Source organism: Streptomyces sp. NPDC002835 (assembly GCF_053591995.1).
The window spans coordinates 88,929-113,906 of the sequence record NZ_JBSFUW010000005.1; the positions used below are offsets into that span (position 1 = coordinate 88,929).

At 72.3% G+C, this 24,978-nt stretch carries 24 protein-coding genes and 1 pseudogene; 7 read left to right on the forward strand and 18 right to left on the reverse strand.

Features of this window, described 5'->3' with window-relative positions; translation table 11 throughout:
* The first annotated feature begins 85 nt into the window (after window positions 1-85).
* Window positions 86-586, forward strand: a complete 501-nt coding sequence (locus ACWD01_RS07320; protein WP_356899276.1) for a hypothetical protein — start codon at window positions 86-88, stop codon at window positions 584-586.
* A gap of 135 nt (window positions 587-721) precedes the next feature.
* Here ACWD01_RS07320 and ACWD01_RS07325 read toward each other — a convergent pair whose 3' ends face one another.
* The 3 genes from ACWD01_RS07325 to ACWD01_RS07335 all read right to left on the reverse strand — a co-directional run bounded on the left by ACWD01_RS07325 (window position 722) and on the right by ACWD01_RS07335 (window position 6,496).
* Window positions 722-2,920, reverse strand: a complete 2,199-nt coding sequence (locus ACWD01_RS07325; protein ID WP_451159391.1) for a terpene synthase family protein — start codon at window positions 2,918-2,920, stop codon at window positions 722-724.
* 162 nt (window positions 2,921-3,082) lie between these two features.
* The gene (locus ACWD01_RS07330; protein ID WP_451159016.1) at window positions 3,083-5,056 is read right to left on the reverse strand and encodes an N-acetylmuramoyl-L-alanine amidase; all 1,974 of its coding nucleotides are present in this window, start codon (window positions 5,054-5,056) and stop codon (window positions 3,083-3,085) included.
* 324 nt (window positions 5,057-5,380) lie between these two features.
* Window positions 5,381-6,496, reverse strand: a complete 1,116-nt coding sequence (locus tag ACWD01_RS07335) for an aminoglycoside phosphotransferase family protein (protein WP_451159018.1) — start codon at window positions 6,494-6,496, stop codon at window positions 5,381-5,383.
* A 236-nt stretch (window positions 6,497-6,732) separates the two neighbouring features.
* On the opposite strand from ACWD01_RS07335, the gene ACWD01_RS07340 reads away from it, so the two are divergent.
* The gene (locus ACWD01_RS07340; RefSeq protein ID WP_451159020.1) at window positions 6,733-8,226 is read left to right on the forward strand and encodes a DNA-binding protein NsdB; all 1,494 of its coding nucleotides are present in this window, start codon (window positions 6,733-6,735) and stop codon (window positions 8,224-8,226) included.
* A gap of 51 nt (window positions 8,227-8,277) precedes the next feature.
* On the opposite strand, the gene ACWD01_RS07345 is transcribed toward ACWD01_RS07340, so the two are convergent.
* On the reverse strand, window positions 8,278-9,702 hold the full coding sequence (locus ACWD01_RS07345) for a PP2C family protein-serine/threonine phosphatase (RefSeq protein WP_451159393.1): 1,425 nt from the start codon (window positions 9,700-9,702) through the stop codon (window positions 8,278-8,280).
* Between the two features lie 181 nt (window positions 9,703-9,883).
* Between ACWD01_RS07345 and ligA the strand changes: the two genes are divergently transcribed.
* Together ligA and ACWD01_RS07355 are read left to right on the forward strand one after the other, a co-directional pair.
* Entirely contained in the window at window positions 9,884-12,037 is a 2,154-nt protein-coding gene (ligA, locus tag ACWD01_RS07350; protein ID WP_451159022.1) for an NAD-dependent DNA ligase LigA, read from the forward strand.
* 104 nt (window positions 12,038-12,141) lie between these two features.
* Window positions 12,142-12,645, forward strand: coding sequence for a GNAT family N-acetyltransferase (locus tag ACWD01_RS07355; protein WP_451159024.1), 504 nt, complete (start codon window positions 12,142-12,144; stop codon window positions 12,643-12,645).
* 25 nt (window positions 12,646-12,670) lie between these two features.
* Here the strand turns inward: ACWD01_RS07355 and ACWD01_RS07360 are convergent.
* Window positions 12,671-13,308 (reverse strand): annotated as a pseudogene (locus tag ACWD01_RS07360) (GNAT family N-acetyltransferase).
* A 142-nt stretch (window positions 13,309-13,450) separates the two neighbouring features.
* Window positions 13,451-14,098, reverse strand: a complete 648-nt coding sequence (locus ACWD01_RS07365) for a hypothetical protein (protein ID WP_451159026.1) — start codon at window positions 14,096-14,098, stop codon at window positions 13,451-13,453.
* A gap of 382 nt (window positions 14,099-14,480) precedes the next feature.
* Between ACWD01_RS07365 and ACWD01_RS07370 the strand changes: the two genes are divergently transcribed.
* The gene (locus ACWD01_RS07370) at window positions 14,481-14,969 is read left to right on the forward strand and encodes a nucleoside deaminase (RefSeq protein ID WP_451159028.1); all 489 of its coding nucleotides are present in this window, start codon (window positions 14,481-14,483) and stop codon (window positions 14,967-14,969) included.
* A 66-nt stretch (window positions 14,970-15,035) separates the two neighbouring features.
* Here ACWD01_RS07370 and ACWD01_RS07375 read toward each other — a convergent pair whose 3' ends face one another.
* The 4 genes from ACWD01_RS07375 to ACWD01_RS07390 form a co-directional block, all read right to left on the reverse strand.
* Window positions 15,036-17,726 carry a SpoIIE family protein phosphatase gene (locus ACWD01_RS07375; RefSeq protein WP_451159030.1) on the reverse strand — a complete coding sequence of 897 codons (2,691 nt, stop codon included), beginning with the start codon at window positions 17,724-17,726 and terminating at the stop codon, window positions 15,036-15,038.
* Window positions 17,727-17,966: 240 nt separating this feature from the next.
* Entirely contained in the window at window positions 17,967-18,455 is a 489-nt protein-coding gene (locus ACWD01_RS07380) for a DUF5709 domain-containing protein (protein ID WP_451159032.1), read from the reverse strand.
* Window positions 18,456-18,518: 63 nt separating this feature from the next.
* A complete protein-coding gene (locus ACWD01_RS07385; RefSeq protein ID WP_451159034.1) occupies window positions 18,519-18,749 on the reverse strand; it encodes a DUF6480 family protein in 231 nt (76 codons plus the stop codon).
* A 77-nt stretch (window positions 18,750-18,826) separates the two neighbouring features.
* The gene (locus ACWD01_RS07390; protein WP_451159036.1) at window positions 18,827-19,162 is read right to left on the reverse strand and encodes a DUF3140 domain-containing protein; all 336 of its coding nucleotides are present in this window, start codon (window positions 19,160-19,162) and stop codon (window positions 18,827-18,829) included.
* Between the two features lie 86 nt (window positions 19,163-19,248).
* On the opposite strand from ACWD01_RS07390, the gene ACWD01_RS07395 reads away from it, so the two are divergent.
* Together ACWD01_RS07395 and ACWD01_RS07400 are read left to right on the forward strand one after the other, a co-directional pair.
* Window positions 19,249-19,965, forward strand: a complete 717-nt coding sequence (locus tag ACWD01_RS07395) for a UdgX family uracil-DNA binding protein (RefSeq protein ID WP_451159038.1) — start codon at window positions 19,249-19,251, stop codon at window positions 19,963-19,965.
* A gap of 91 nt (window positions 19,966-20,056) precedes the next feature.
* A complete protein-coding gene (locus ACWD01_RS07400) occupies window positions 20,057-20,647 on the forward strand; it encodes a hypothetical protein (protein ID WP_451159040.1) in 591 nt (196 codons plus the stop codon).
* 120 nt (window positions 20,648-20,767) lie between these two features.
* Here ACWD01_RS07400 and ACWD01_RS07405 read toward each other — a convergent pair whose 3' ends face one another.
* From ACWD01_RS07405 to ACWD01_RS07440, 8 genes are all read right to left on the reverse strand, one after another.
* Complete coding sequence (locus tag ACWD01_RS07405) at window positions 20,768-21,790, reverse strand: NAD(P)/FAD-dependent oxidoreductase (RefSeq protein ID WP_451159042.1); 1,023 nt, start codon at window positions 21,788-21,790, stop codon at window positions 20,768-20,770.
* Window positions 21,791-21,878: 88 nt separating this feature from the next.
* Window positions 21,879-22,169 carry a gas vesicle protein K gene (locus ACWD01_RS07410; RefSeq protein ID WP_451159044.1) on the reverse strand — a complete coding sequence of 97 codons (291 nt, stop codon included), beginning with the start codon at window positions 22,167-22,169 and terminating at the stop codon, window positions 21,879-21,881.
* On the reverse strand, window positions 22,166-22,378 hold the full coding sequence (locus ACWD01_RS07415; RefSeq protein ID WP_451159046.1) for a gas vesicle protein: 213 nt from the start codon (window positions 22,376-22,378) through the stop codon (window positions 22,166-22,168). Before ACWD01_RS07415 ends, ACWD01_RS07410 begins: the two co-directional genes overlap by 4 nt.
* Complete coding sequence (locus tag ACWD01_RS07420) at window positions 22,375-23,205, reverse strand: GvpL/GvpF family gas vesicle protein (protein ID WP_451159048.1); 831 nt, start codon at window positions 23,203-23,205, stop codon at window positions 22,375-22,377. The genes ACWD01_RS07415 and ACWD01_RS07420 overlap by 4 nt, the downstream gene beginning before the upstream one ends.
* A complete protein-coding gene (locus tag ACWD01_RS07425; RefSeq protein WP_451159050.1) occupies window positions 23,202-23,567 on the reverse strand; it encodes a gas vesicle protein in 366 nt (121 codons plus the stop codon). Before ACWD01_RS07425 ends, ACWD01_RS07420 begins: the two co-directional genes overlap by 4 nt.
* Window positions 23,564-23,800 (reverse strand): gas vesicle protein GvpG, encoded by a 237-nt coding sequence (locus tag ACWD01_RS07430; RefSeq protein WP_451159052.1) that lies wholly within the window; start codon window positions 23,798-23,800, stop codon window positions 23,564-23,566. The genes ACWD01_RS07425 and ACWD01_RS07430 overlap by 4 nt, the downstream gene beginning before the upstream one ends.
* 3 nt (window positions 23,801-23,803) lie before the next feature.
* Window positions 23,804-24,523, reverse strand: coding sequence for a GvpL/GvpF family gas vesicle protein (locus ACWD01_RS07435; protein ID WP_451159054.1), 720 nt, complete (start codon window positions 24,521-24,523; stop codon window positions 23,804-23,806).
* Entirely contained in the window at window positions 24,520-24,948 is a 429-nt protein-coding gene (locus ACWD01_RS07440) for a gas vesicle structural protein GvpA (RefSeq protein WP_451159056.1), read from the reverse strand. The genes ACWD01_RS07435 and ACWD01_RS07440 overlap by 4 nt, the downstream gene beginning before the upstream one ends.
* Between the last annotated feature and the right edge of the window lie 30 nt (window positions 24,949-24,978).

A 24,978-nucleotide genomic window follows, 5' to 3' on the forward strand; every position in this document is an offset into this window, starting at 1 on the left:
GGGATACGGCAGCGGCGGCCGCTGCGTTCAACAGGCCCCCGGCCCCGGCTCGGCCGAGTCCGCCCGTACCCGTACCATTGCGGTTATGTCCTTCCTCCGCCGCCGCAGCGCCGCCACACCCGCGGGTCCGGACTTCGACGTCCTGGCCATGGACCCGGGGGACTGGCCCGGAAATCTCGGCGCCGGACTGCTGCCCGCCCCGGACGGAACCTGCCAGGGCGTCTTTCTGCGCTACGACCTGTTCGGCGGCCGGGGCCCCGCGATGATCATCGGCAACCTTCCGGAGGGCTCGCCGGCCCGCGAGGTGGCGGAGGACGAGATCCCCTTCGAGGTGGGCCAGCTGCTCGTCGCGCTGGAGAACGAGGAGCCGGTCCATGTCACCGGCGTCGAGGACACACCGGTCATGCAGGGTGACAATCTGCTGATCGTGCGCCGGCTGAAGCTCTCGGAAAGCCGTATCTCCTGCGTCCAGTTCGACCGCAGCGACAATGTGCTGGTCACGATCGCCAGCTGGGACCGGCCCATCACCGACGATCTCTACGCGCTCCTCAAGCCGCTGCCCGCGGAGCTCTTCCAGCAGGGCTGAGCCACACCCCTTCCGCTGAGCGAAACCACCGACCGAAACCACTGCCCGGGGCGCGCCCCGGGGCAGTTTTGTTGTGCGCCCTGCCAAAACGGTCGCCGGATCACCCGGGCGCGCCGGCCGGTCAGGGCTGGCGGCCTACACCCGGACCGCCGACCGCTGCGCCGGCAGCGACAGCCGCGCCGCCGACGTGCCGAGCCCCGTCGGCACGGCCGGCCGCCACGGCGACGCGCGGCCCCGCAGGTCCTCGTCCTTGTAACGCCGCACCTTCCGGTGCCAGTTGAGGATGCCCGCGATCCAGTCCTCGAGCTCCCGCACGTAGGTGCCGAGAGCGGCCCTGCCCTTCTCGTCCAGACCGAACTCCTCGCACGCCACCGGCAGTCCGTGCTCCTTGGTGTGCAGGAACTGCTCCAGCCGGGACCGCATCAGGGCGTCCGTCATCGCGGCGGCCGTGCCTCGGTCGCAGCCGAAGAACGTCTGCACCACCAGCAGCGCGTTGTGAACCTCGCCCTCGTACTCGATCTCCTTCTGGTAGGAGAAGAAGTCGTTGAGGAGACAGGCGTAGTCCATGGCCGCGTTCTCCAGGCCCTTCACGGGCCCGCTCGCGTACAGCTCCGGCGGCAGTTCGCCCTCGTGACGCAGCCGGCACAGACTCATGGTCATGTCCGAGCCGAAGGTGAACCGGCGCATCTCGATGTAGTCGACCGGATCGGGTACCCGGTGCTGGGCCTGGTTGTGGAGCTCCCACAGCCAGCTGTCCAGCATCACGTCGACCGCGCTCCGCAGCGACCGCCGGGCCTGCGGGGACATCGGCCCCGCGGTACGCGCCCAGAGATCGGCGAGGCCGCGCTCCATGGGAGAGAGTGCCAGGGCGGCGCCGGCCGCCGGTTCCTCCACCGGCATACAGGCTTTGAGCCGCTCGTTGCAGAGCCGGGCGGCCTCGAGCTCGCGGGACCGTCCGAAGACCACCGGGTAGTAGTCGTCGCCGTACGTGCCCCAGGTCAGCCACTCGGCGCTGAGCTCCAGCTCCTCCGGCGTGGCGTCCGGGTCGAGTCCCGCGGAGCACAGCGCGAGGTCGAAGCCGGCCAGCTTCGTCTCGTCCCAGATGTCGCCGAGCAGGCCCATCCGGCCCGCCCAGGCGATGGACGCGGCACGTGCGTGCTCCAGGTGAGGGCTGAGCGTCAGCGGGAACGGCGGATCGAACTCGGGCAGCCACGAAGGCCCCACCTGCTGCGGGCGGTGGGTCAGTGTCCGCAGCCGCGCCGCGGCGGGGCGGCCGAACAGCGTCCGGATGTCCAGCGCCGACGTGCCCAGCACCCCCTCGTACGGTGAACGCCCGCTCTCCACGCCCTGGTTCATATAGCGGCTGGAGCGCATGTGCCACTCGTGGCCGCCGGACTGCCAGTCCTGCAGTCCCTTGGTGTAGGCGGCGATCGCCGTGCAGTCCGCCGGGGACAGGACCTCGTGGACGCACAGCGCGGGGACCTCGGTGAGCGCGGTGTTCTCGAACTGCTGGACCCGTGAGGTCAGCAGGTCGTTCACCACCTCCGCCGCCTCCTGCGTGGAGCAGCCGAGGAACCGCTCCAGCACCAGCACGCCGTTGCTGTTCTCGCCCTCGTCCTCCACCTCCCGCTGGTACGAGAAGAGGTCGTTGCGCAGATGCACCGCGTCGGAGAACGAGTCGCGCAGCACCCGCAGCGGACGGGAGCCGGCGACCGACTCCGGCACCTCGGCGCGCGCCGCGTACTCCACCAGACCGGCGGACCAGGGCGCGCCGCCGACCCTGCGGCGCATCTCGATGTACTCCACCGGATTGGCGATCCGGCCGGCGTCGATGTTGACGAGCTCCCACATCGACTCGTTGAGCAGATGCTCCGTGGCCTCGGCGAACCGGGCCCGCCATGCCCGGGACATGCTCGGCACCGTGCGCCGCCACAGATCGGCGAGCCCGGCCTCGACCGGATTCGTCGGCTCCGGGGTGCCCTGCGCCAGGTCCATCGGCATGAAGGCCGGCAGCCGGTCCAGATACTCCTTGCCGCCCCCCAGGTCCTGGCTGCGCTTGAAGACCTCCAGGAAGTGGTCGTCGAAGAAGAAGACCCATACATACCAGTCGGTGACGAGGCCGAGGGCCTCCGCGTCGCAGTCGGGGTGGGTGTACGCGCACAGCAGGGCGTAGTCGTGCGCGTCGAGGTCGCTCTCCTCCCAGATGCCGGAGCCCTCCAGCATCCCCCTCGCGCGCGCCCACTTCTTGGCGTGCCGCCGTGCCTCCTCGACATGCGGGTTGAGGCGGGCCGGATACGGAACATAGAAGTCCGGCAGTACGAATGGCTGTGCCATCTGCGCCAGGGCCTTTCGGGAGCAGCCGCGCACCAGGCGCGGACCGGTCATGACGGCTCAGCCCTACCCTTGGCCCGAACGGCCCACGCATTCCGGCGATTAGTCGGACAATCGGGCTGGCTGGGGCGCCACCAACCCCCCGGACCGGTGGCGCCCCGCGGTCTACCGGAGCACCCGCACATCGGCCTCCTTCACGAAGGCCACCCGGTGCCCGAACTGGATCTCGTAGTACATCTCCTGGCCCCGCACCACCCGGTGGCCCGCGGTGTCGTACGTGGTCGCGTACAGATACTCGCCCGGCACCCGGTCGCCGACCACGTACTTCTGCCCGGCGAGCAGCTTGTACGGCAGCGGCGACTGGGCCTGTACCGGAACGCCCGCCGGATACGCCGACGCCTCCGGGTACGCCCTCCCGTACACCGGCGCCTCCGCGAGACCGTCCCGCGGTGTCAGCACCGCCTCGCGCGCGCCGACCGCCGTCGGCTGCGTGCGCGGATTGTGGAACCACGCCTTCTGGCCCAGGTACCAGATCGCCGTCCACTCGCCCCGGTGCTCCGCCACCGCGTACTGCTGGCCCGTCGACGCGCGCGCCCCCGTGTCGTTCACCCCGGCCGTCGAGTCCTGGCCGCCGGGGCGCAGGCCGACGTCCTTGACGAGCGGAGCGCTCTCGCTCGGCCCGGTGTGCAGCCGTACCGCGCCCGAACCGTGCGGCGAGCACGCCTCCCCGGCCTTCAGGCAGCCCGTGTAGAGCGGCTGGTGCTCCGTGTACTCGGGACGGATGGTGACCACGGCGCTGTCCGGCCCCGCCTGCGGTGTGAACGGCCTGCCCAGCAGCTGGAAGTAGTGCGCCCAGTCCCAGTACGGCCCGGGGTCGGTGTGCATCCCGCGGATCGTCGCCGCCGTCGTGCCCGGCACGTTGTCGTGGCCCAGGATGTGCTGCCGGTCGAGCGGGATGTCGTACCGCTTGGCCAGGTACCTCACCAGCCGCGCCGAAGCCCGGTACATCGCCTCGGTGTACCAGGCGTCCGGAGACACCAGGAAACCCTCGTGCTCGAGACCCACCGACTTGGCGTTCACGAACCAGTTGCCGGCGTGCCAGGCGACGTCCTCGAGCGGGACGTGCTGGGCGACGTGCCCGTCCGACGAGCGCAGTGAGTACTGCCATGACACGTACTTCGGGTTCTGCACCAGCTTCAGAGTGGTGTCCCAGGTGGCCTCCGTGTCATGGACGACGATGTAGTCAACCGACTGCGACGCGGGCCGGTTCCCCTGGTCGTGGTTGCCGTAGTCGCCGTCGCCGAACTCCTCGTACGGAGCCGGGATCCACTCGCACGCCACCGTCCTCGGGCACTCGGTCCTGCCCGCGTCGGCGGTGCGCAGGCCCAGTCGCCGCACCTGCGTCCGCTCGGGTTCCACCGCCGGCTGCGGCGCGAGCGCCACCCGCTGACCGCTGTCCGTGGTCCGGGACTGCCCGGTGCGGATCACGTCGAAGACGTCGTCCGCGTACGCCGTCGCGGTCGCCACGTCGTCCGCGCCCGAGTACCTGGCCACGGCGCCGTACCAGTCCGCCGGGTCCTGGCCCGCCGGCCCGCCCAGCTCGCGCTGCGCCTCCGCGAGCAGCGCGGCACCGCCCCGTACGTTGGCCGCCGCGCTGTCCCGCAGCTGCTCCGGGCCGATGCCCGACACCTCGGCCGCACGCTCCAGCGTCCGCAGCCGCGGCGGCAGTTCACCCGGCTCCGGCAGCGCCGCCTCTGCGACGGAACGGGCCGGCCGCGCGTCGTCCCCGCGGGCGTCCTCCGCGCCGTGCGAATGGTGCGGCGCCTCGGCCAGCGCCGTCCTCGCGTCCGTCAGATGCATCGGGCCGTAGCCGCCGGTGACACTCGCCGCGCCGCCGTGCCCGTCCCACCGGGACTGCAGATACGAGACGCCGAGCAGCACACTCTCCGGCACCCCGTACTCGTCGGCCGCGGCGGCGAAGGCCCCCTGCAGCGAACCGGCCGGGGCCCGCTCCGCGGTCGCCGAGGGTCCTGCCGACACCAGCGGCAGCAGCAGGGCGGCGCACGCCACCACGCCTGCCGTCGTCAACGCGCGCCGGCGGCGGGCGCGGCCCGGCCGTGGGGGAGTCGATCCTTGCAAGGCAGCCTCCAGTGACGAGCTCCGACGAGCTTCGGTGACGTGCTCCAGTGACGAGTGATGCGCAATGGGACCTGCGGGCCGGGACAACGCCCCATGGGTATCGGCTCGCGAACGATCCGTCAATCATGCTCGTTGGCAAGGAATTTGCACGTTAGCCCGCGTGTCGGCGTACTTTCGCGGCGACGGCGCGCGGGCCTGCGGCGCGTCAGTGGCATGGACCAATGACCGGCATCCCGCACTGCGGGCAGCGGCCCGGAATGCAGCGCTGCGCGCCCGGTGCGTCGGCACCGGGCGCGCAGCGCGCATCCCCTCTGCGGTGGGCGGTCAGCGCGTGCCGACCGCCGCCCGCACGGCCCTGCGGGCCATCGCGCAGTCGTCGTGCAGCCGCCGCAGCAGCAGCCGCTGCTCCTCCCCGGCCGACGGGCCGGGCTGCGCCTGGCCGGCCGGGACCGGCTGCGCCTCGCGCATGGTGCGCTGCACCGCGGTCTCGTAGGTACGGATCTCCCGGGTCAGCACCAGCATCAGGTTCACCAGGAAGGCGTCCCGTGCCGCGGTGCCCGGCTGCTGGGCGAGCTGGCTGATCTGCCGGCGCGCCGCCGGGGCGTCACCCAGCACCGCCCACAGCGTCGCCAGGTCGTAGCCGGGCAGATACCAGCCGGCGTGCTCCCAGTCGACCAGCACCGGACCGGTCGGCGACAGGAGGATGTTGGAGAGCAGGGCGTCCCCGTGGCAGAACTGCCCCATCCCCTGCCTGCCGCCGGCCTGGGCCAGACCGTGCAGCAGCTTCTGCAGGTCGCCCAGATCCCGGTCGGTGAAGAGCCCCAGCTCGTGGTAGCGCGAGATGCGCGACCCGTAGTCCAGCGGCGCGTCGAACATCCCGGCCGGCGGGCGCCAGCTGTTCAGCCGCGCGACCGCGCCCAGCACGGCGCGCACGTCCGCGCGCGGCGGGGCCTCCATCGGGTGGCGGGTCAGCGCCGCCGGACGTCCCGGCATCCGCTCGATCACCAGGGTGCAGTTCTCCGGGTCGGCGGCGATCAGCCGCGGGACCCGCACCGGCGGCCGGTGGCGCACGAAGGCGCGGTACGAAGCTATTTCGTGCCGCAGTCGCTCGGACCAGGCCGGCGATTGGTCCAGTAAGCACTTGGCGACCGCCGTGGTTCGCCCCGTCGTTCCGACGATCAGCACGGATCGTCCGCTGCGGCGCAGCACCTGCACCGGATTGAACTCCGGACAGATCCGGTGCACCGACGTGACGGCCTTGCGCAGCTGCGCGCCCTGGGGGCCGGACAGGTCGATCCTCCCGCTGAGGGGCCGGCCGACGGGCCCGGCCTGCCTGCGGGCACGGCCGGCGGGCTCGGAAAACGGTCCGGTGCCGACCGTGAAGGCGCTGCGCTGCTGGAGCCGAGGAGGGGCGGACACGGAGGACGATGCTGTGTACATGGGAGATACAGATCCCTTCGTGTGCCGACAGTGGCATGCGCTGCCCCGCCCTCATATGCCAAGGGGAACACCCTGGGGAATGTGCCCCGGCAGAGGGGGCGAGGTGGCGCTTTCCTACCTGACACCGGGTCGCGGGTGGCACACCATCTGGCGAACCCTGGCGAACCCTGGCGAATACTCGCTCGCCCCATGACAGCGCGTTACTGTCAACTCAGCCGAGAACCTGGGGGCTTGACGTGAGCAGAGAACCCAACGCCCGCCTGTGCGACCTGTTCGGCCTGGCCGGCTGGTCCAAGGGCGAGCTCGCAAGACTCGTGAACCGGCAGGCGGCGGCCATGGGCCATCCGCAGCTGGCGACCGACACCTCGCGGGTCCGGCGCTGGATCGACATGGGGGAGACCCCGCGCGATCCCGTGCCGAAGGTACTGGCGGCTCTGTTCACCGAGCGACTCGGTCGTGTCGTGACCATCGAGGACCTCGGGTTCGCACGGAGCGGGCGAGTGGGTAAGCGGCGGGACGTCCAGGGCACCGACAACCCTGACGGTCTGCCATGGGCGCCCGACCGTACGGCGGCGGTCCTCACCGAATTCACGGGAATGGACCTCATGCTCAACCGACGCGGCCTGGTGGGCGCCGGCGCGGCACTTGCCGCGGGCTCAGCACTCAGCAGCGCCATGCACGACTGGCTCAAGACCGACCCGGCCTCCCGGGCCGCCGCACACTCCTCCGACCTCCTGCACGCCGACCCCGCCGGGTACGACCGGTACGAGGCCGCTCCCATCGGGTCGCAGGAGATCGAGGCGCTGGAGCGTTCCGTCGAGGTGTTCCGCGCCTGGGACGCCGCTCGCGGCGGCGGCCTGCAACGCAAGGCGGTGGTGGGACAGTTGAACGAGGTGGGCGGCATGCTCGCCTACCGCCACCCTGACCATCTCCAGCGGCGCCTGTGGGGCGTCGCCGCCAACCTCGCGGTGCTGGCGGGCTGGATGTCCCACGACGTCGGCCTCGAACCCACCGCCCAGAAGTACTTCGTCATCGCCGCCCACGCGGCCCGCGAGGGCGGCGACCGCCCACGCGCCGGTGAGGCCCTGTCCCGTGCCGCGCGCCAGATGGTCCACCTGGGCCGCCCCGACGACGCGCTCGACCTGATGAAACTGGCGAAGACCGGCTCCGGCGAGCAGACCCTGCCGCGCACCCGTGCGATGCTGCACACCATCGAGGCGTGGGCCCAGGCATCCATGGGCAAGGGGCAGGCGATGCGCCGCACCCTCGGAGAGGCCGAGGAGCTGTTCGTCTCCGACAAGGGCGACGTACCGCCGCCCAGTTGGATGCAGATGTTCGACGAGGCGGACCTCCACGGCATGCAGGCACTGGCGTACCGCACCCTCGCCGAGCACGACCCGTCGGCGGCGGGCATCGCACAGAAACACGCCAAGCAGGCCCTGCAGTTGCGCGAGGGCGGCCGGCAGCGCTCGAAGATCTTCGACTACATCTCGCTGGCCTCCGCGTGCTTCATCGCGGACGACCCGGAGCAGGCCGACCGCTACGCCCGGCTCGCGCTGGTGTCGATGGGGGAGACATCCTCGCACCGGACCTGGGACAGGCTGCGCGAGATGTACCGCCTGACCGGGCAGTACGCGGGCTACTCGAAGATCGAGGACCTGCGTGAGGAGATCGAGATCGCCATGCCGGGCATCAGCCCCGCGGCGAAGCCGGGGAGCACGGGGATCTAGCCGGCGGTCCCCGGTGCTCCGGTGACCGGCATCCGGCCGCCGAGACCTGCTTCAGGCGACGACCCGGGCCACGATCACACAGGCGTCGCCCTCACGCTCCTGCTCACCGAACTCCTCGGCGATCGCACGGACGCAGTCCTGCGCGTCCTCGGCCCGGGCGAACCGCGCTGCCAACGCCGTCAGCCGGTCCGCGTCGGACTGCGACGCGGCGCTCGTGCGGGTCAGGCCGTCGGTGTGCAGCACCAGCAGATCACCCGGCTGCAGGGCGACTTCGGCCTGCTCGTACACCGCCCCGCCGGTCGCGCCGAGCAGCACACCCTCCGGTGCCGGGAGCGCCTGCCCCGTACCGTTGCGGAACAGCAGGGGGGCGGGGTGTCCCGCCTGCGCCCACGACAGAGTCCTGGTGGCAGGGGCGTAACTGCAGCACACCGCGCTGCCGAGGGCCGGCTGCGCGGAGGTGTCCAGCAGCTGGTTGAGATGCGTCATCAGCGGCCCCGGCCGGATTCCGGCCATCGCCATGCCGCGCAGCGCGCCCAGCAGCATCGCCATGGAGGACGCGGCGCTCACGCCGTGACCGGTCAGCTCGCCGACGCTCAGCAGCGTCTCCCCGGTCGGCAGGGGCATGGTGTCGTACCAGTCGCCGCCGGCCAGCACTCCGGTCGAGGAGGGCAGGCAGCGCGCCGCGACATCGAGCGACGCCGTGCCGGGTACGGGGCAGCCGCTGCGGCGGGGCAGCACGGCCTCCTGCAGCTCGGCCGCGAGCCGGCGCTCCGTCTCCTCCATGTGCTGCTGCCGCTGCAGCCAGTCACGCGTCTCCCGCACCGCCCGCTGGCTGCGGCGCAGTTCGCTGACGTCCCGTAGGACGGCCCACATCGACGCGGTGCATCCGTCCGCGTCGAGCACCGGCTCGCCCATCATGTGCACGGTGCGCACCCGCCCGTCGGGCAGGACGAGACGGAACTCGCCGTCGATGGGCCGGCCGTCCACGAGGCAGTCGGTCACCATCGCGGTCAGCAGCGGCTGATCCTCGGCGAACACGACGGACGGCAACTCGTCCAGCGACATGGGGCCGTTGCCAGGATCGCGCCCCAGGATCCGGTACAGCTCGTCGGACCAGCTCACCTCGTCGGTGAGGAGATTCCACTCGGCGCTGCCGACCCGGCTGAGCAGCGAGCCGGTGCCCGGCGTGCCGGGCGCGTCGTACTCGGCGAGCTCACGGGCGAGTTCGTCGGCGGCCTGCTGGGGGAGCCCTTCCTTCAGTTGCCCCAAGTGGGCTCCCAGGTCGTCCAGGTGATGGAGCGCCAGGTCGCACAGGGCGCGCTGCCAGCGGCCCCGCGGATCGTCCTCCGCGGAGGCGCTGTCGGGGCGCACCGCGTCGACGTCTCCGCGGAGGCGTCGCGTCCGCGAGATCAGCGCGTCGACGGTTCCGCGCTCGGGCGGTTGAGCGGTTCGGTCCGCGAACACATGGGACGGCATGTCGTACTCCGATACAAACGCGGCCACGGCCAGGGTATGGGACAGGGACCGGATACGACTGTTGCACAGCAGGCAATGGGCCGTAAGCCATTTGGCGACACTCGATCCGGTGGTGCCTCCGGCATGTGCCACAGGCCCCCGGATCCAGGGCGAACGGCCATTGTCAGTGGTGGGCGGCAGTATGTTCGACATGACGACTTCACCTGCCGTTACTGCCGCTCCCGCCGCCGTGGTCGCCGACGCCGCCGCGTACGAGGCGGCGGTCGAGACCGCGACCCGTGCCGCCTCGGCGTACTACGAGACGGGCGAGAGCCCCCTGGACGACGACGCGTACGACCGCCTGGTGCGCGGCATCGCGGCGTACGAGCAGGAGCACCCCGACGAGGTGTCACCGGCCTCCCCGAGCGGGAAGGTCGCGGGCGGCGCGGTCTCCGGCGACGTGCCGCACACGGTGCCGATGCTCTCGCTCGACAACGTGTTCTCCCCGGAGCAGCTAGTCGCCTGGACGGCCTCGGTGGAGCGCCGCACGGGCCGGCCCGTCACGGCGTGGAGCGTCGAGCCCAAGCTGGACGGTCTCGCCGTCGCCGCGCGGTACGAAAAGGGGCGCCTCACCCGGCTCATCACCCGCGGCGACGGCACGGCCGGCGAGGACGTGTCGCACGCGATCGGCACCATCACCGGCCTGCCGAGCCGGCTGACCGAGCCCGCGACGCTCGAGATCCGCGGCGAAGTGCTCATGACCGAAGAGCAGTTCGAACGGGCGAACGCCGCGCGGACCGGGCACGGCGGCGCGCCCTTCGCCAATCCGCGCAACGGCGCGGCGGGCAGCCTGCGCGCCAGGGACCGCGAGTACACGGTCGAGATGACCTTCTTCGGCTACGGGGCACTGGCCCTGCCCGGTTCCGGCGACGAGCTCACGGCCGGGCTCGGTGGGTGGGCGCACAGCGAGGTGATGCGCCGGGTGGCGGGTCTCGGCGTGCACACCGCCGACAGCACCCCGGTCGCCCCGCGCACGCTGGCCACGGCCGAGGGGATCCAGGTACGCATCGAGGAGATCGCCGCCGCCCGCCCGGACCTGCCGTTCGGTATCGACGGCATCGTGATCAAGGCGGACATGGCAGAGGACCAGGCGGCGGCCGGCTTCGGGACCCGGGCGCCCCGGTGGGCCGTCGCCTACAAGCTGCCCGCCGTGGAGAAGGTCACCACGCTGCTCGCCGTCGAGTGGAACGTGGGCCGCACCGGCATCATCGCTCCGCGCGCCGTGCTCGAACCGGTCGAGATCGACGGATCGACCGTCACCTACGCGACGCTCCACAACCCGGCCGACATCACCCGCCGCGATCTGCGCACGGGCGACCGGGTGATGGTCTACAAGGCGGGCGACATCATTCCCCGCATCGAGGCGCCCGTGGCCCATCTGCGCACCGGCGCGGAGCAGCCCGTCGTCTTCCCCGAGGTGTGCCCCCAGTGCGGCTCCGCCATCGACACCTCAGAACAGCGCTGGCGCTGCGTCCGCGGCCGCGACTGCCACGCCGTCGCCTCCGTCTCCTACGCGGCCGGGCGGGACCAGCTCGACATCGAAGGACTCGGCACCACCCGGGTCGTCCAGCTCGTCGACGCCGGCCTGGTCCGCGACTTCGCCGACCTCTTCGGCCTTACCCGCGAGCAGCTCCTCGGTCTGGACCGGATGGGAGAGACCAGCACCGACAACCTGCTGGCCGCCATCGCCACCGCCAGGACCCGCCCGCTCTCCAGGGTGTTCTGCGCCCTCGGCGTACGGGGCACCGGCCGCTCCATGTCCCGCCGGATCACCCGCCACTTCGCCACGATGGAGCGGATACGCGCCGCCGACGCCGAAGCCCTCCAGCAGGTCGACGGCATCGGCGTGGAGAAGGCCCGCACGGTCGTGGCCGAACTGGCCGAGCTGGCCCCGCTGATCGACCGCCTGATGGCCGCGGGCGTCAACATGACCGAGCCCGGGGCGACGTACCGGCCCCCGGCGCCCGAGGACGCGGCCGCCCCGGAGGACGGCCAGGACAACCCCGGCACACCCACGGAGACGGCACCGGCCACCGGCCCGCTGCACGGCATGACCGTCGTCGTGACCGGCGCGATGACGGGCGCACTGGAGAAGCTGAGCCGCAACCAGATGAACGAGCTCATCGAACGGGCGGGCGGCAAGTCCTCCTCCAGCGTGTCCAGGCGCACCTCCCTCCTGGTCGCCGGGGAGAACGCCGGCTCCAAGCGGGACAAGGCCCAACAGCTCGGCACCCGGATCGCGACGCCGGACGAGTTCGCCGCGACGGTGGCGGACTTCCTCGACACGGCGGTGTGACAGGGGCGGGACCACGCGCAGGCTGCGCCTTCGGCGGGTGAGGTCCGTCCCGGGGGTCCGCGCAGGCGGGCGGAGCCCGGGACCGGGCGGGTCATACTCGTTGTATGACGTCATCCCTGACAGCGAACGGCACCGGCGGGCGGCGGGGCGACCGCGGCCCGGGCGCCCCGGGGATCCGTCGTGCGACCGGGGCGGATGCCAGGCGGCTCACCCGGATGGTGCGGCGGTCCGGCGCCTACCAGGACCAGTACGCCCCGATGGTCGCCGGATACCGCGTCGGCCCGCACTACATCGAGGCGCACGAGGTGTTCGTCACGACCGACGACAGCGGCCGAGTCCTCGGTTTCTACTCCCTCGTCCTGTCGGCGCCCGAGCTGGACCTGATGTTCGTGGCCGACGACGCGCAGGGGCTGGGCATCGGCCGTCTGATGATCGAGCACATGGCCGGCCGGGCACGGGCGGCCGGTCTCGACGCCGTCCGCATCGTGGCGCATCCGCCCGCCGAGGGCTTCTACCTGAGCGTGGGCGCCCGGCGCACCGGCACCGTCGAGGCCCGGCCGCCGGCCGTCATGTGGGACCGCCCGGAGCTGCTGCTGCCCGTCGCCTGACCAAAGGCCGCCGGCCACTCCACGGTCAGGCGCTCAGCGGCCGCGCGGTGTCGCGCCCCAGGTGGGTGACCCCGGCGGCCGCGGCCCCCGGCACCCCGATCTGGTGGAAGCCGAGCCGGTCGTAGAACGCCCGCGCCCCCGTGTTGGCGTTCACCATGCACAGATGCACCCGCGCGACGCCCCGCGCGTGGAGGGCGCCGAGCAGCGTGCCCATCAGCTCTCGCCCGTGGCCCCGCCCCTGGAAGTCCGGCAGCAGATCGATGTGCAGATGCGCCGGATACCCGGCGGTCTCCGGCGTGAGCATGTGCTCGGGGCGGTGCAGCAGCGCCGTCATGTCGTCACTCGAGGTACGTGTGCCCTCGTCGCCGGGGCCGGGCTCGGGGAACCGGTCGCGCACCCGCGGCAGCCACTGCTCGGGGAACGCCTTCACGAACCGCGGCGTGTCGGCGGCGCCCAGCACATAGCCGACGGCCCGTCCCCCGCCGTCGTCGAGGACGAACGCGAGTCCGGCTCCAGATGCAGATACGGGGCCGCGAAGATGCTCGGCATCAGCTCCGGGTCCGGATACGTCTCCCGCGAGTCGCCGCCCGCGTCGGCGGTGCGTACGCAGATGTCGAAGACCGCGGCACGGTCGGCGGACCGGTAGGGGCGCACATGAGGCATGCCGTGATCATTCCTGCCCTGGGAGCGCTCCCGCAACCCTCTTGACGCCCGGCTGAGGCTCGACGATGTGCGGTGGACGGTCGGCGGCTCGAGGGCTGAGCCGGGCCCGGGCGGGAGCACCCGGGCCCGGGCGGGAGCGTGATCAGGAGGCGGGCGGCGGGGCCGGCTGCGCCAGCGTCAGGCTCACCTTGTTGCCGTCTCCCGGAATGATCAGATTGATCAGCGGAGTGGCCAGCAGGCAGTGCTCGAACTTCGGGATGGTGTACGTCCCGGAGAGCGTTCCGCCCCTGAGCGCGTTGAATCCCGGATCGGACGTCAGATTGAGCACCGCCGGCGTCTCCGTCCGGCAGGAACTGCCGACCGGCGTGGGAATTCCGGCGACCTTCAGGTTTTTGAGCTGAAGGGTGAGTTTCGTGGTGGTCTTGAGGGCGCCGGTCTTCAGATCGATCGTGCCGGCCGTCGGCTCCGTCTCGACGAACTCCGTGGTGACGCTCACGGGAATCGCGCCGAGCATCTTGAACGAGCCGGGAGCGGGCGGCAGTTGGGTGTTGGCCGAGAGCGTTCCCGCCCTCAGGTCCGCGGTCACCTCCAGCACACCGGGCCCCAGTGCCAGATCGGACCCGGTGCCCGCGAGATGGGTGGTGCCGGTCAACGGGTAGTCGAGGCGGATCGGCACCGCATGGGCGGATCCCGAGGTGGCGGCGACCAGCCCCAGCCCCGCGGCGAGGGCGACGGCCGCTCGGACTAAGACTCTTCGGCCTCGGAACGGCGCGGACTTCGGACGATTCATCAGGGCTCCTGAATTCGGCGCCACGAGCAGGGCACGCGGCGCAGGGAAAGCGGGAACGGGAAACGTGAACGTGAAGAGGAACGGGAGAGTGCTGTCCGGCGCCGGGGGAGTGGCGCTCGGAATCGCGAAGAAAGGGCGTGGCAGAAAAGCCCCGGGGTTACTGCCGAGAATGGAACAGGTCACTCGCGCCGCCCCGGGCCCGCTGCGCGAGAGAGACGTTACGGACGGGTAACCCCACGGGCAAGAGCGGAAATTGAACTTCCCCGGCCTGAGCCGGCGGGTCCCCTCTTCTTGTCGTCCCGTCAGTAGGCGGCCCCGGTTTCTTGTCCCCGGGTGAGCGCCCGCAGGCCGTACCATGGGCCGGGATCATCAAGGGGAGCACATGATCAACGACGTCGAACTGGCCCATCTCCAACGCTGCGTGGACCTCGCGGCCGAAGCGGTCGAAGCCGGAGACGAGCCGTTCGGCTCGGTTCTGGTCGCGGCCGACGGGACCGTGCTCGCCGAGGACCGGAACCGGGAGACGTCGCTCGCCGACCCGACGCGCCACCCCGAGTTCGCCCTCGCCCGCTGGGCCGCGTCGAACATGACCGCACCGGAACGCGCCGCGGCCACGGTCTTCACCTCCGGCGAGCACTGCCCGATGTGCGCCGCCGCCCACGGCTGGGTCGGCCTCGGGCGCATCGTGTACGCGGTCTCGTCCGTACAGCTGGGGCAGTGGCTCACCGGCCTGGGGGCCGGGCCCTCCCCGGTGCGGGCCCTGCCGATCCAGGATCTGGTCCCCGGCCTGGAGGTGACGGGCCCCGTACCGGAGCTCGCCGACCAGGTGCACGAACTCCACCGCCGCTTCCGCGCGGCCCGCGCCGGCTGACCGCTCCGCTTCCCCGCGCCGCGGGACGGACGCGTCGCGTGCCCGCCACCCCTCACGACGCAGCCGTCACGCGCCCGTTCCCCCCGGCGGCAGGGGCTGTTCCGTCCAGATGACCTTGCCGTCCGCCGTGTAGCGCGTCCCCCAGCGGTCCGCGAACTGCGCGACCAGGAACAGCCCGCGGCCCCCCTCGTCGGTGGTGGCCGCCTGCCGCAGATGCGGCGAGGTGCTGCTGTGGTCGGAGACCTCGCAGATCAGGGCGCGCTCCCGGATGATTCGCACCCGGATCGGCCCCGCGGCGTACCGGATCGCGTTGGTGACCAGCTCGCTGAGGATGAGCTCGGTGGTGAACGCCTCGTCCTCCAGGCCCCACTCGGTCAGCCTCTCGGCCACCGCCGCCCGCACCCGGGACACCGCCGACGGATCCGACGGCACGTCCCACTCGGCGACCTGCCCCGAGTCCAGCACCCGGGTGCGTCCCACGAGCAGTGCGATGTCGTCGCGCGGCCGCTCCGGCACCAGGGCGGCCAGCACCGTCTCGCAGGCATCCTCCGGGTCCTGCCGGGCGTGCTCGGCCAGGGTGCTGCGCAGCAGCTCCAGCCCCTCGTCGATCTCCCGTTCCCGGTCCTCCACCAGCCCGTCCGTGTAGAGCACCAGCCGGCTGTTCTCCGGCAGTCGCAGTTCGAGGGTCTCGAACGGCAGACCGCCCAGCCCCAGCGGCGGTCCGCCCGGCACGTCCGCGAACTCGGCGGTCCCGTCCGGATGGACGATCACCGGCTGGAGATGCCCGGCCCGCGCCATGCTGCACGTCCCCGACACCGCGTCGTAGATCGCGTAGATGCAGGTCGCGCCGGTGACCCCGGCGTCGGCGCCGTCGTCGGTCTCGTCCTGGTCGATACGGGCCACCAGCTCGTCCAGATGGAACATCAGTTCGTCGGGCGGCAGGTCCAGGCTGGAGAAGTTGTGGACGGCCGTACGCAGCCGGCCCATCGTCGCGGCGGCATGGAGCCCGTGCCCGACGACGTCCCCGACGACGAGGGCCACCCGTGCCCCGGGCAGCGGAATGATGTCGAACCAGTCGCCGCCCACACCGCCCAGTCCGCCGAGGCCGGCCTGCGCGGGACGGTAGCGGTACGCGACGTCGAGGGCGCTCTGCTCCGGCAGCACCCGGGGCAGCAGGCTGCGCTGGAGTGTGACCGCCATCGTGTGCTCGCGCGAGTAGCGCCGGGCGTTGTCGACACTGACCGCCGCGCGGGCGACCAACTCCTCCGCCAGCGACAGGTCCTCGTCCTCGAACGGCTCCGGATGGCCCGCCCCGCGCCAGAACATGGCCACGCCCAGGATCACGCCCCGCGCCCGCAGCGGAACCGCGATCATCGAGTGGATCCCCTGCTCGATCAGCATCCGGGCCCGCTCGGGGTCCTGCTCCTGCCAGCCGGACAGGCCGGCCAGGTCCGCCTGCAGCACCGCCTCGCCCCGCCCGAGCCCCCTGCCCATCGGCGTGACCGGCGCGAACCGGATCGTGTGCCCCAGCGGGTAGAGCGCCGTGTCGCCGGAGCCGCTGACGGCGGAGCGCCGCATGTCGGTGTCCGCTCCCGTGGCGGTGGGCTCCTCGCCGCGCAGCACCGCCTCCACCAGGTCGACGGTGGCGAAGTCGGCGAACCGGGACGCGGCGAACTCGGTGAGCTCCTCGCACGTACGGACCACGTCCAGCGTCGTGCCGATCTCCGCCCCCGCGTCGTAGAGCAGCCTGAGCCGCCCTCTGGCCACGTCGACACGGCCGGTGAGGGCCTGGAGCTCGGTGGTGTCCCGCAGGGTCGCGACGCTGCCGGGCGGCCCGCCGCGCTGGTCGGTCGAGCGCTGGTTGACGGCGATGAGCCGCCGGCCGACGGGGAAGACCTCGTCGGTCACGACGCGGCCGGAGGACAGCAGACGCGTGGCGACCGGATCGAGGCCCAGCTCGGTGACCGGCACCCCCTCCACGTCCGGCGGCAGGCCGAGGAGCCGCCGCGCCTCGTCGTTGGCGAGCACCAGGCGGCCGTCGCCGCTCACGATGATGACCCCCTCGCGGACGGCGTGCAGGACCGCGTCGTGATGTTCGTACATCCGGGTCATCTCGGCGGGGCCGAGGCCGTGGGTCTGACGCCGCAGCCGTCTGCTGACCAGGGCCGTGCCGCCCGTGGTCAGCAGCAGTACGCCGCCCGCGGCGCCGAAGAGGAGGGGGAACTGCTCCTCGACGACACCGCTGACATGTTCGATGGTGATGCCGGCGGAGACCAGGCCGACCACGGTCCCGTCGCGTCCGGTGACCGGGACGATCGCCTGGACGAGCGGTCCGATCGTGCCGGTGATGCGCTCGGTGAACACCTTGCCCGCACGGGCGTTGCCGAGATCGCCGACGAACTTCTTGCCGATCCGGTCCGGCAGCGGATGGGTGTAGCGGATGCCCTCGGTGTTCATCACCACGATGAAGTCGACGCCGGAACGCTCGCGGGCCGCCTCCGCCCTGGGCTGGAGCACCGCGGTGGGATCGGGGCTCTCCAGTGCCTGTTCGATCCCGGGGGAGTTGGCGAAGGTCTCGGCGACGGCGACCGACCGGTTGCGTGCCTCGCGTTCGCTGCCCGCACGGGACTGGAACACGAGCGCCGCCATGGCCGCGGCCACGAGCAACACCACGATCGCCACCTGCAGGAGAAAGACCTGACCGGCGACAGTTCGCATCCTCAGAACCGAGCGCGGGCGGCCGTAGCGTCCGGCCATGAATTCTTTCTACACCTCCGCCTTGAGCTGGGCGAACCGCGCACGGCGGGGCGTGGACGGCTCCATGCCCGCCCTGCTCGGGGCTCAAGCATGCCAACGGAGGTGACGGTGACCAAGGTCTTTGCGGAATCTCGGGGGAAGCGGAAATGCCGATGCCCGCTCGGGCACGGCTGCGCACCCCCCTGGGGTCGGGGACGCGCGCCTGTATGAGCGGTCGTCAGCACCCCAGGCGGCGCGGCGCTACTGGTAGGGCAGTTCGTCGTCGTCCGTCACATGGACCGCTGCCTCCTCGGCTCCGGCGGCGCCGCCGTCGATGCCGACGTCGCGGGCGACCACGTCGCTCGGCCGCCGCGGGGCCGGGTCGTCGGCGGGCGTGAGGCGTCCGGAGCGTGGACCGCCGGCCTCCTGGTCGACCGGCTCGCCGGCGCCGCCCGCCAGGTCGCCGATGCCGTCGCCCCGTGGCTCCTCCACGTCGGGGCGCTCCTGCGCGAGGCGCTGGTCGAGGCTCTCGCCCTCCTGCTGCTCCTCACCGGTCGTGCCGTGCTTGCCAACGCCGAGCGGGCGCTCCGGCGGGGAGTAACCCTCCACCATCATGTCGTCGAGTCCGCGCTCGCCGATCACGTTCTCCATGTCGAGGTCGTCGCTCGGAGGGTTCTGCACGTCGGAGTGGACCGGCTGGTAGACCTCGTCGCCCTGCGCCTGATCGCGCTCGGCTGCTTCGTCGGACATGGAGTCCTCCCTTCCTGGGGGTGAGTGCGGCTGCTGCGGCGGCGCGGTCGGACGCGCGACCGGTCACAGGATCATGACCAGCGCGTACGCCAGGAAGAAGGCGGCGAAGACCGCGACGACGATGCCGATGGCGATCATCGGGCCCATGGCCCAGCCGCGCGACTGGTCCCCGCGCGGGCCGGTCTCGGAACCGGTGCTCCCCTCGCCGGGCGGCGTCTCACCGGGTGGCACCGTGCCACCGGGCCGGACGCCGGGAGTGTTCCGGGGGTCTGGATCGGGGCTGTGACTGTTCATACCGGCCGGGTGCCCGAAATCTCCCGAGTCAACAGTCCGGATTTCGTCCCCGCCGCACACGGGTCCGCACCGGTCGGTCACGCGGTCTTCAGCGGGTCGTGCCCGAGCGTCATCAGCCGGTGGCGCGTGCCGGTGTCCTCGGCCGCCGCGGCGCCCTGCTCCTTCAGCTGCGCCTGCACGGTGTCCACCACCTCGTACATCACCCGCACGTCGTCGTCGGTGAGATCGGTACGGCGCTTCCGCAGGATCGCCAGGACGTGCCGCCCCGTCGGGGAGCCCGTCCGGTCCGGCAGTGGTTCGGTGTCCTCGCCCGCGTCCTGGACCTGGAGCCAGGCGCTCAGCTCCTGCGAGGTCATGTTGACGACGCCGTGGAACTCCTCCCACAGCGCGTCGAGCTCAAGGGCGTTGGTCATCGTGGGCCTCCCGCTGCGAGTACCGCCGGGCGGCCCGGGTACCCGGCGGGCACAGAGGCGAACCTGCCGGACGGGAGGCGAGGACGGTGACCGTCAGCAGTGCGAAGGAAGCGGGGGAGGGCTACGACGCGGGCCCGTTCCTCCCACGGCGCGGCGGCCTTCCGGCGCTGCGCGGCGCCGCGGAGGGCTGCCAGGGATGCCCCCTGTTCCGCAACGCCACACAGACCGTGTTCGGCGCCGGGCCGTCCTCCGCACGCGTCGTGGTGGTCGGGGAGCAGCCGGGTGACCAGGAGGACCGGCAGGGGGCGCCCTTCGTCGGCCCGGCCGGCCGGCTGCTGCACGACGCGCTGGAGGAGGTGGGCATCGACGCGGACTCGGCCTACTTCACCAATGCCGTCAAACATTTCAAGTTCGCCCCCGCCGCCCGCGGGAAGCGCCGGATCCACAAGCCGCCCAGCCTGCGGGAGATGTCCGCGTGCCGGCCTTGGCTGGCCGCCGAACTGCGCACCATCGGACCCGATCTTGTGATGGCCCTGGGGGCCACCGCCGGCAAGGCCGTGCTCGGCGGTTCCTACCGGGTCTCCGAGCAGCGCGGGCTGCTGCTTCCCCTGCCGCCGTGGGACCAGCTCGGCCGCGCCGACGTCTCCGGCGCCGCCGGGCTGCCGCCCGAGGAGGCCGCCGCCCACGGCTGCGTCATCGGCACGCTCCACCCGTCGGCGGTGCTGCGGGCGGACGACCGCGAGGCGGCGTACCGGGGGCTGGTCTCCGACCTGCGGATCGCGGCGGACGTGCTGGCCGCCTGAGCACCCGCCGGGCGCGCCGGGACAGGCGGATACGATCACGGCGGCCGCCCGTGAGGGCCGGCCCGCCCGCCACGACCCGACAAGGACCGGCATGTCCCGCAGCACCGCGCAGCGGACCACCGAAGTGGCCCGCGCGGTCACCGACGTCCTCCAGCCCCGCAACGTGCTGCTGGTCGGCATGCTCGGCATCGGCCTGGCCGCCGCCGGCAGCTGGACCGGTCTGCCGTGGGGCCTGCTGGGCGCGCTGTGCGCCGGGATCGTGCCCGCCGCGTACATCGAGAGAGAACGCCGCCGCGGCACCTGGGGCGACCGGCACGTGGTGGACCGCCGGCAGCGCGCCCCCATCTTCCTCGTCATCCTCGGATCCATCGGCGTGGGCTTCCTGGTGATGGTCCTCGGTGACGCCCCGACCGGCATCCTGCTCGCGATGACGGCCCTGTGGGCGATGACCGTGGTCCTCCTGGCCGTGAACACCGTCTGGAAGATCAGCGTGGACTCGGCGGTCGCCTCCGCCGTCACGGCACTGCTGGCCTGTGTCCACTCGCCGTGGTGGACCGCCGCGTACGGTCTCGTCCTCGCGGTGTGCTGGTCCCGCGTCGCGCTCGGCTATCACTCGGCCGCCCAGACCGCCGCGGGCGCCGGACTCGGCGCCGGCACCGCCGCGGCGTTCCTGTTCGCGTAGAGGACTTCACGCGGACGCCGGCGCCGACAGGCCGGTCACGCGGCCGGCTTCATGCCGTCGGCTTCACGCGGCGTCCTTTACCCGGCGGCCTTCACCCGGCGGGCCCTTACGCGGCCGGCTTTACGCGGCCGCAGCGGCCGCACGCCGGCTCCTGAGGTCCTCGACCGCACGGCGGGTCTCCTCCGCGGTCAGGTCCGCGTTGATCGCCGCCCCGGCGCGGACTCCCGCGGCGGCGGCGCCGATCACCTGCAGGCTCATGTCCGCCACGTTCCCGGCCACCCACACGCCCGGCGCCTCGGTCGCCCCGGTCGGGTCGGCGGCGATCCGTGTGCCGATCACCACGCCGCCCATCTCCTGTTCGCTCATCTCGAGCCCCAGCCCGGTGAGGAAGCCGGCGCGGGCGGCGAATCGGGGGGCGACCACAAGGGCCTGGCACGCGATCACCTTTCCGCTGTCGAGGACCACCCCGCTGAGCCGGCCGTCGGTCACCTCCACGGACGCCACCCGGCCGTCGACGACCGCGACGCCGCGGGCGGCCAGCTGCTCGTACTCGTCCTCGTCCGGCTCCGGACCGGTGTGCAGGAACAGGGTCACGTCCTCGCTCCACTGCCGCCACATCAGGGCCTGGTGGACCGCCAGCGGGCCGGTGGACAGCACCCCGATGAACCGGTCACGTACTTCGAACCCGTGGCAGTACGGGCAGTGCAGCACCTCGTGCCCCCACCGCTCGGCCAGGCCCGGTACCGGAGGCAGCTCGTCGACCAGGCCGGTCGTCACCAGCAGGCGGTCCGCCTCGACCGTCGCCCCGCCGCCGAGCACCAGGCGGAACCGCCCGTCCGCCAGGCGTTCGGCACTCTCCACGGCGCCCCGGACGAACTCGCCGCCGTAGGCGCTCACCTGGGCACGGCCGGTCGCCAGAAGCTCCGACGGCGCCACGCCCTCCTGCCCCAGATACGCGTGCACGTGCCCGGCCGGCGCGTTGCGCGGCCGGCCCGAGTCGAGGACCAGGACCGAGCGGCGGGCGCGGGACAGCGACAGGGCTCCGCTCAGCCCCGCGGCCCCTCCGCCGACGACCACGACGTCGTAACGACCGCGCTCAGGCACGTCCGGACCGGTCGTGTTCTGTTCTGCTGCTGTGGACATGTGATGTACCTCCGTTTCACCCGAGATACTCCGCCGACGGCAGCTGGTGCGGCAAGTTTCGTTGCGGAAACGGCAATCTCTCGCGCGGTCACTCCCCGCGCGGCAGCAGCGGGCCCAGCGGGCCGAGATCGATGTTCAGGTCGCCGGGCTCCAGGCCGAACTTGTCCCGCAGTACGTCCATCCGGTCCTCGAGGAGCATCAGTGTCATGCCGATGCGTTCCTCCTGGTCCTCCGTGAGCTCCCCGGTGTCCACCCGGCGCAGCGCCTGCCGCTCCATCAGCTGCCGCAGCAGCTCGACCACGGTCAGTACCAGCGCGGCCAGGTCGCGTTCCACGGTGTCCGGGTCGAGCTCCACCCGGCGGTGCTGGGTGCCGCTCATCGGTCCTCCTCCGGCCACGGCGACGGCACCCGCGGGCCCACCGAGCTGATCAGGGCCTTCAGGTCGATCCGTACGAGGTCCACGTCGGCGATCCGCAGAGTCACGTCGCCCGCGATGACGACGCCGCCGGCGAGCAGCCGGTCCAGCAGGTCGACCAGGGCCAGTTCGCGCCGGGCGAGCGGTGCGGTGTCGTCGGGGACCGCCGTCATGCGCCGACCCGCCCCTCGTCGTGCGCGCCGTCCTGTGCGTCGTTCTCCGCGTCCGAGAGGTCGGCGAACGAGTACGGCACCCACGGGCCGGTGATCTCCACGCTGACGCCGGCGTCCCGCGGCGTCAGCCGCTCCACGTGCCCCACGAACGCCTCACTGTCCTCCTGGCGCACCAGGAACGCGGCGTTGAGCACGTTGACGCCCTCGGTCCTGGCCAGCTGCCCGCTCTGCGGCCGGTGCAGCCGCTGCGCCTCGGCACGGCCCGCCAGCTCCGTGTGCAGCCGCCGGGCGACATCGTCCGCACGTGCCCAGGTCCGCTCCCGGGACTGCCGGCTCCGCAGCCGCCGGCGCAGGTAGTCCCGGCCCGACGACGGCGTCACCTCCGCCGGGCGACGAGGCTCGGCGGCCGATTCCGATTCCGGCTCCGGCTCGGCCGTCGCGTACAGCTTCACGCCCCACTCGACGCACCCCCCGAGCCGGTCGAGGTTCTCCGCGAAGAGGCGGGCCCCGTCGCCGAGCAGGCGGCGCACCCCGCTCTCGCCGCGGCACACGGTGGCCAGCCGCAGCGGCACCACATCCGTGACGTCGCCGACGGCCCGCACCACCGACTCGTGCGCACGGGCGGTGGCGGCCAGCCAGTCCAGGTCCTCCAGGCGGTCGCGCAGCGGCGCCTCCTCGAAGTCCTCCGCCCGCACTTCGCTCACCACCGCGAGCAGGCCGTCGTGCTCGACCGTCCGGACCCGGGCGCCGCCGACGCCGGTCGCGGAGGGTGGTACGGCGTCCAGGGGAGGCCGGGCCACCGCGTACACGTACAGCAGTCCGCTCATGACCGCTCCCCTTCCTCACGGGCGCCTTTCTGTCGCTCGGGCCCGGCGGGCCCCGCGAGCGCCTCGAGTTCGGCGACCCGGCGCTCCAACTCGGTGTTCCGCTGCTCCAGTTCCCGCTTGCGCGCGCCGGAGGAGAGGGCGGGGTCGTGTTCCCACCAGTCGATCCCCATCTCCTTCGCCTTGTCGACGGAGGCGACGATCAGGCGCAGTTTGATGGTGAGCAGCTCGATGTCGAGCAGATTGATCCGGATGTCACCGGCGATGACGATGCCCTTGTCGAGGACCCGTTCGAGGATGTCCGCGAGATCGGTTCCGCCGCCGGAGTCGTACGGGCCGGGAAACCGGCCGGTCGCCGTCGTCATGGTGGGCCGCCCTCCGGTGTCAGCCGCGCGAGGAGCTCGTCCTCGCGCCGGTCGAACTCGGTCTCGTCCATCTCGCCCGCCTCGAACCGCTCGACCAGCTCGGCGAGTTCGCGGTGGACGACAGCGGGGTCGTAGTACTGCCGCTCCGCCTCCGCGACCACCTGCCGCAGCACCCACGAGGTGCCACGCACCGGAGCGAGGGGCAGCAGGAACACTTCTCCCAGGAGGCCCATCGCTCACTCCACGAAGCTGTACGGGGGCAGCGGGCCGTTGATCTTCAGCCGCAACTGCGGGTTGTCCCGCTGGAATTCCTGCGCGGCCATCAGGAACTCCTCCGCGCGCTCGCGTTCCACGAGATACGACAGATTGGCCACCCATCCGGAACTGTCGGGCCCGGGCGCCGAGGCCGCCGCCGTGTCCGCCAGCGCCCGGTGCACCTGCTCGCGGTCGAGCTCCTCGCGCCGGCGCACCGCCGCGACGATCAGCTCACCCAGGCGCAGCTTCTCCTCCTGGCTCCCGCCGCCGGCGGCCTGCTGGGCGGCGCCCATGGCCCGCAGCTCGGGGTCGTCGGCCAGGACCTGGTGCAGCACCGCCTCCTCGTCGTGCTCGGCCTTCACGTTGTACTCGGCCTTGCCGTCGACCGCGTCGAGCCGCTCCAGATAGTGCTCCTCACGGTCGGCGAGCGCCGCGGCCACCGTCTCGTCGTCGGCCGACACGCCGCCGAACCGCAGGGGCAGCACGGTCCCCGCCGCAGCCGCCTCAGTCAGGACGTGCTGATGCGCGAGCAGGTCCCGGCGCTTGGGCCGCAGACCCTCCGGCGCGTCGCTGACCAGGGCGGCGAGCCTGCCCCGGCCGAGCACCCGCACCGGCCGGGGCGGATCGCCGACGCCGCCGGTCCTGGAGGCGCGTTCCAGCTCGGGGGAGTTGCGGGCGATCCCGTAGACGTACGTGTTCACTCCTGCTCCTCCTTCCGGCGGGCGCCGCCGCTGCGCCTGGCCCGTGGCCTGGACTCCTTCTCCTCGTCGTCGTCGCTGCCGCCGCCGAAGACGTCCGAGATGCTCTGCGCCGCTCCGGCGAGGGCGCCCTTGGACTTGCCGCGGGCCCCCGACTCGGTGATCTCGCCCACCAGATCGGGCAGCCCCGGGTCCTTGCGGTTCCCCGCCTCCAGGTCGAGGCGGTTGCACGCCTCCGCGAACCGCAGATACGTGTCGACGCTCGCGACGACGACGCGCACATCGATCTTCAGGATCTCGATGCCGACCAGTGAGACTCGGACGAACGCGTCGATCACGAGCCCGCGGTCGAGTACGAGTTCCAGCACGTCGTAGAGTCCGGAAGTTCCGCGGCTGCCCGCGCTTTGCTGTGCCGGGACAACGGTCATTGCTGTGATGCCCTCCCTGTGTCGAGCCCT

Excerpts from the sequence above, each read along its gene's own strand:
- ACWD01_RS07320 (WP_356899276.1), top strand. The coding sequence starts at position 86 with ATGTCCTTCCTCCGCCGCCGCAGCGCCGCCACACCCGCGGGTCCGGAC.
- ACWD01_RS07325 (WP_451159391.1), bottom strand. The coding sequence starts at position 2,920 with ATGGCACAGCCATTCGTACTGCCGGACTTCTATGTTCCGTATCCGGCC.
- ACWD01_RS07335 (WP_451159018.1), bottom strand. The coding sequence starts at position 6,496 with ATGTACACAGCATCGTCCTCCGTGTCCGCCCCTCCTCGGCTCCAGCAG.
- ACWD01_RS07345 (WP_451159393.1), bottom strand. The coding sequence starts at position 9,702 with ATGCCGTCCCATGTGTTCGCGGACCGAACCGCTCAACCGCCCGAGCGC.
- ligA (WP_451159022.1), top strand. The coding sequence starts at position 9,884 with ATGTTCGACATGACGACTTCACCTGCCGTTACTGCCGCTCCCGCCGCC.
- ACWD01_RS07355 (WP_451159024.1), top strand. The coding sequence starts at position 12,142 with ATGACGTCATCCCTGACAGCGAACGGCACCGGCGGGCGGCGGGGCGAC.
- ACWD01_RS07365 (WP_451159026.1), bottom strand. The coding sequence starts at position 14,098 with ATGAATCGTCCGAAGTCCGCGCCGTTCCGAGGCCGAAGAGTCTTAGTC.
- ACWD01_RS07370 (WP_451159028.1), top strand. The coding sequence starts at position 14,481 with ATGATCAACGACGTCGAACTGGCCCATCTCCAACGCTGCGTGGACCTC.
- ACWD01_RS07375 (WP_451159030.1), bottom strand. The coding sequence starts at position 17,726 with ATGGCCGGACGCTACGGCCGCCCGCGCTCGGTTCTGAGGATGCGAACT.
- ACWD01_RS07380 (WP_451159032.1), bottom strand. The coding sequence starts at position 18,455 with ATGTCCGACGAAGCAGCCGAGCGCGATCAGGCGCAGGGCGACGAGGTC.
- ACWD01_RS07385 (WP_451159034.1), bottom strand. The coding sequence starts at position 18,749 with ATGAACAGTCACAGCCCCGATCCAGACCCCCGGAACACTCCCGGCGTC.
- ACWD01_RS07390 (WP_451159036.1), bottom strand. The coding sequence starts at position 19,162 with ATGACCAACGCCCTTGAGCTCGACGCGCTGTGGGAGGAGTTCCACGGC.
- ACWD01_RS07400 (WP_451159040.1), top strand. The coding sequence starts at position 20,057 with ATGTCCCGCAGCACCGCGCAGCGGACCACCGAAGTGGCCCGCGCGGTC.
- ACWD01_RS07405 (WP_451159042.1), bottom strand. The coding sequence starts at position 21,790 with ATGTCCACAGCAGCAGAACAGAACACGACCGGTCCGGACGTGCCTGAG.
- ACWD01_RS07410 (WP_451159044.1), bottom strand. The coding sequence starts at position 22,169 with ATGAGCGGCACCCAGCACCGCCGGGTGGAGCTCGACCCGGACACCGTG.
- ACWD01_RS07415 (WP_451159046.1), bottom strand. The coding sequence starts at position 22,378 with ATGACGGCGGTCCCCGACGACACCGCACCGCTCGCCCGGCGCGAACTG.
- ACWD01_RS07420 (WP_451159048.1), bottom strand. The coding sequence starts at position 23,205 with ATGAGCGGACTGCTGTACGTGTACGCGGTGGCCCGGCCTCCCCTGGAC.
- ACWD01_RS07425 (WP_451159050.1), bottom strand. The coding sequence starts at position 23,567 with ATGACGACGGCGACCGGCCGGTTTCCCGGCCCGTACGACTCCGGCGGC.
- ACWD01_RS07430 (WP_451159052.1), bottom strand. The coding sequence starts at position 23,800 with ATGGGCCTCCTGGGAGAAGTGTTCCTGCTGCCCCTCGCTCCGGTGCGT.
- ACWD01_RS07440 (WP_451159056.1), bottom strand. The coding sequence starts at position 24,948 with ATGACCGTTGTCCCGGCACAGCAAAGCGCGGGCAGCCGCGGAACTTCC.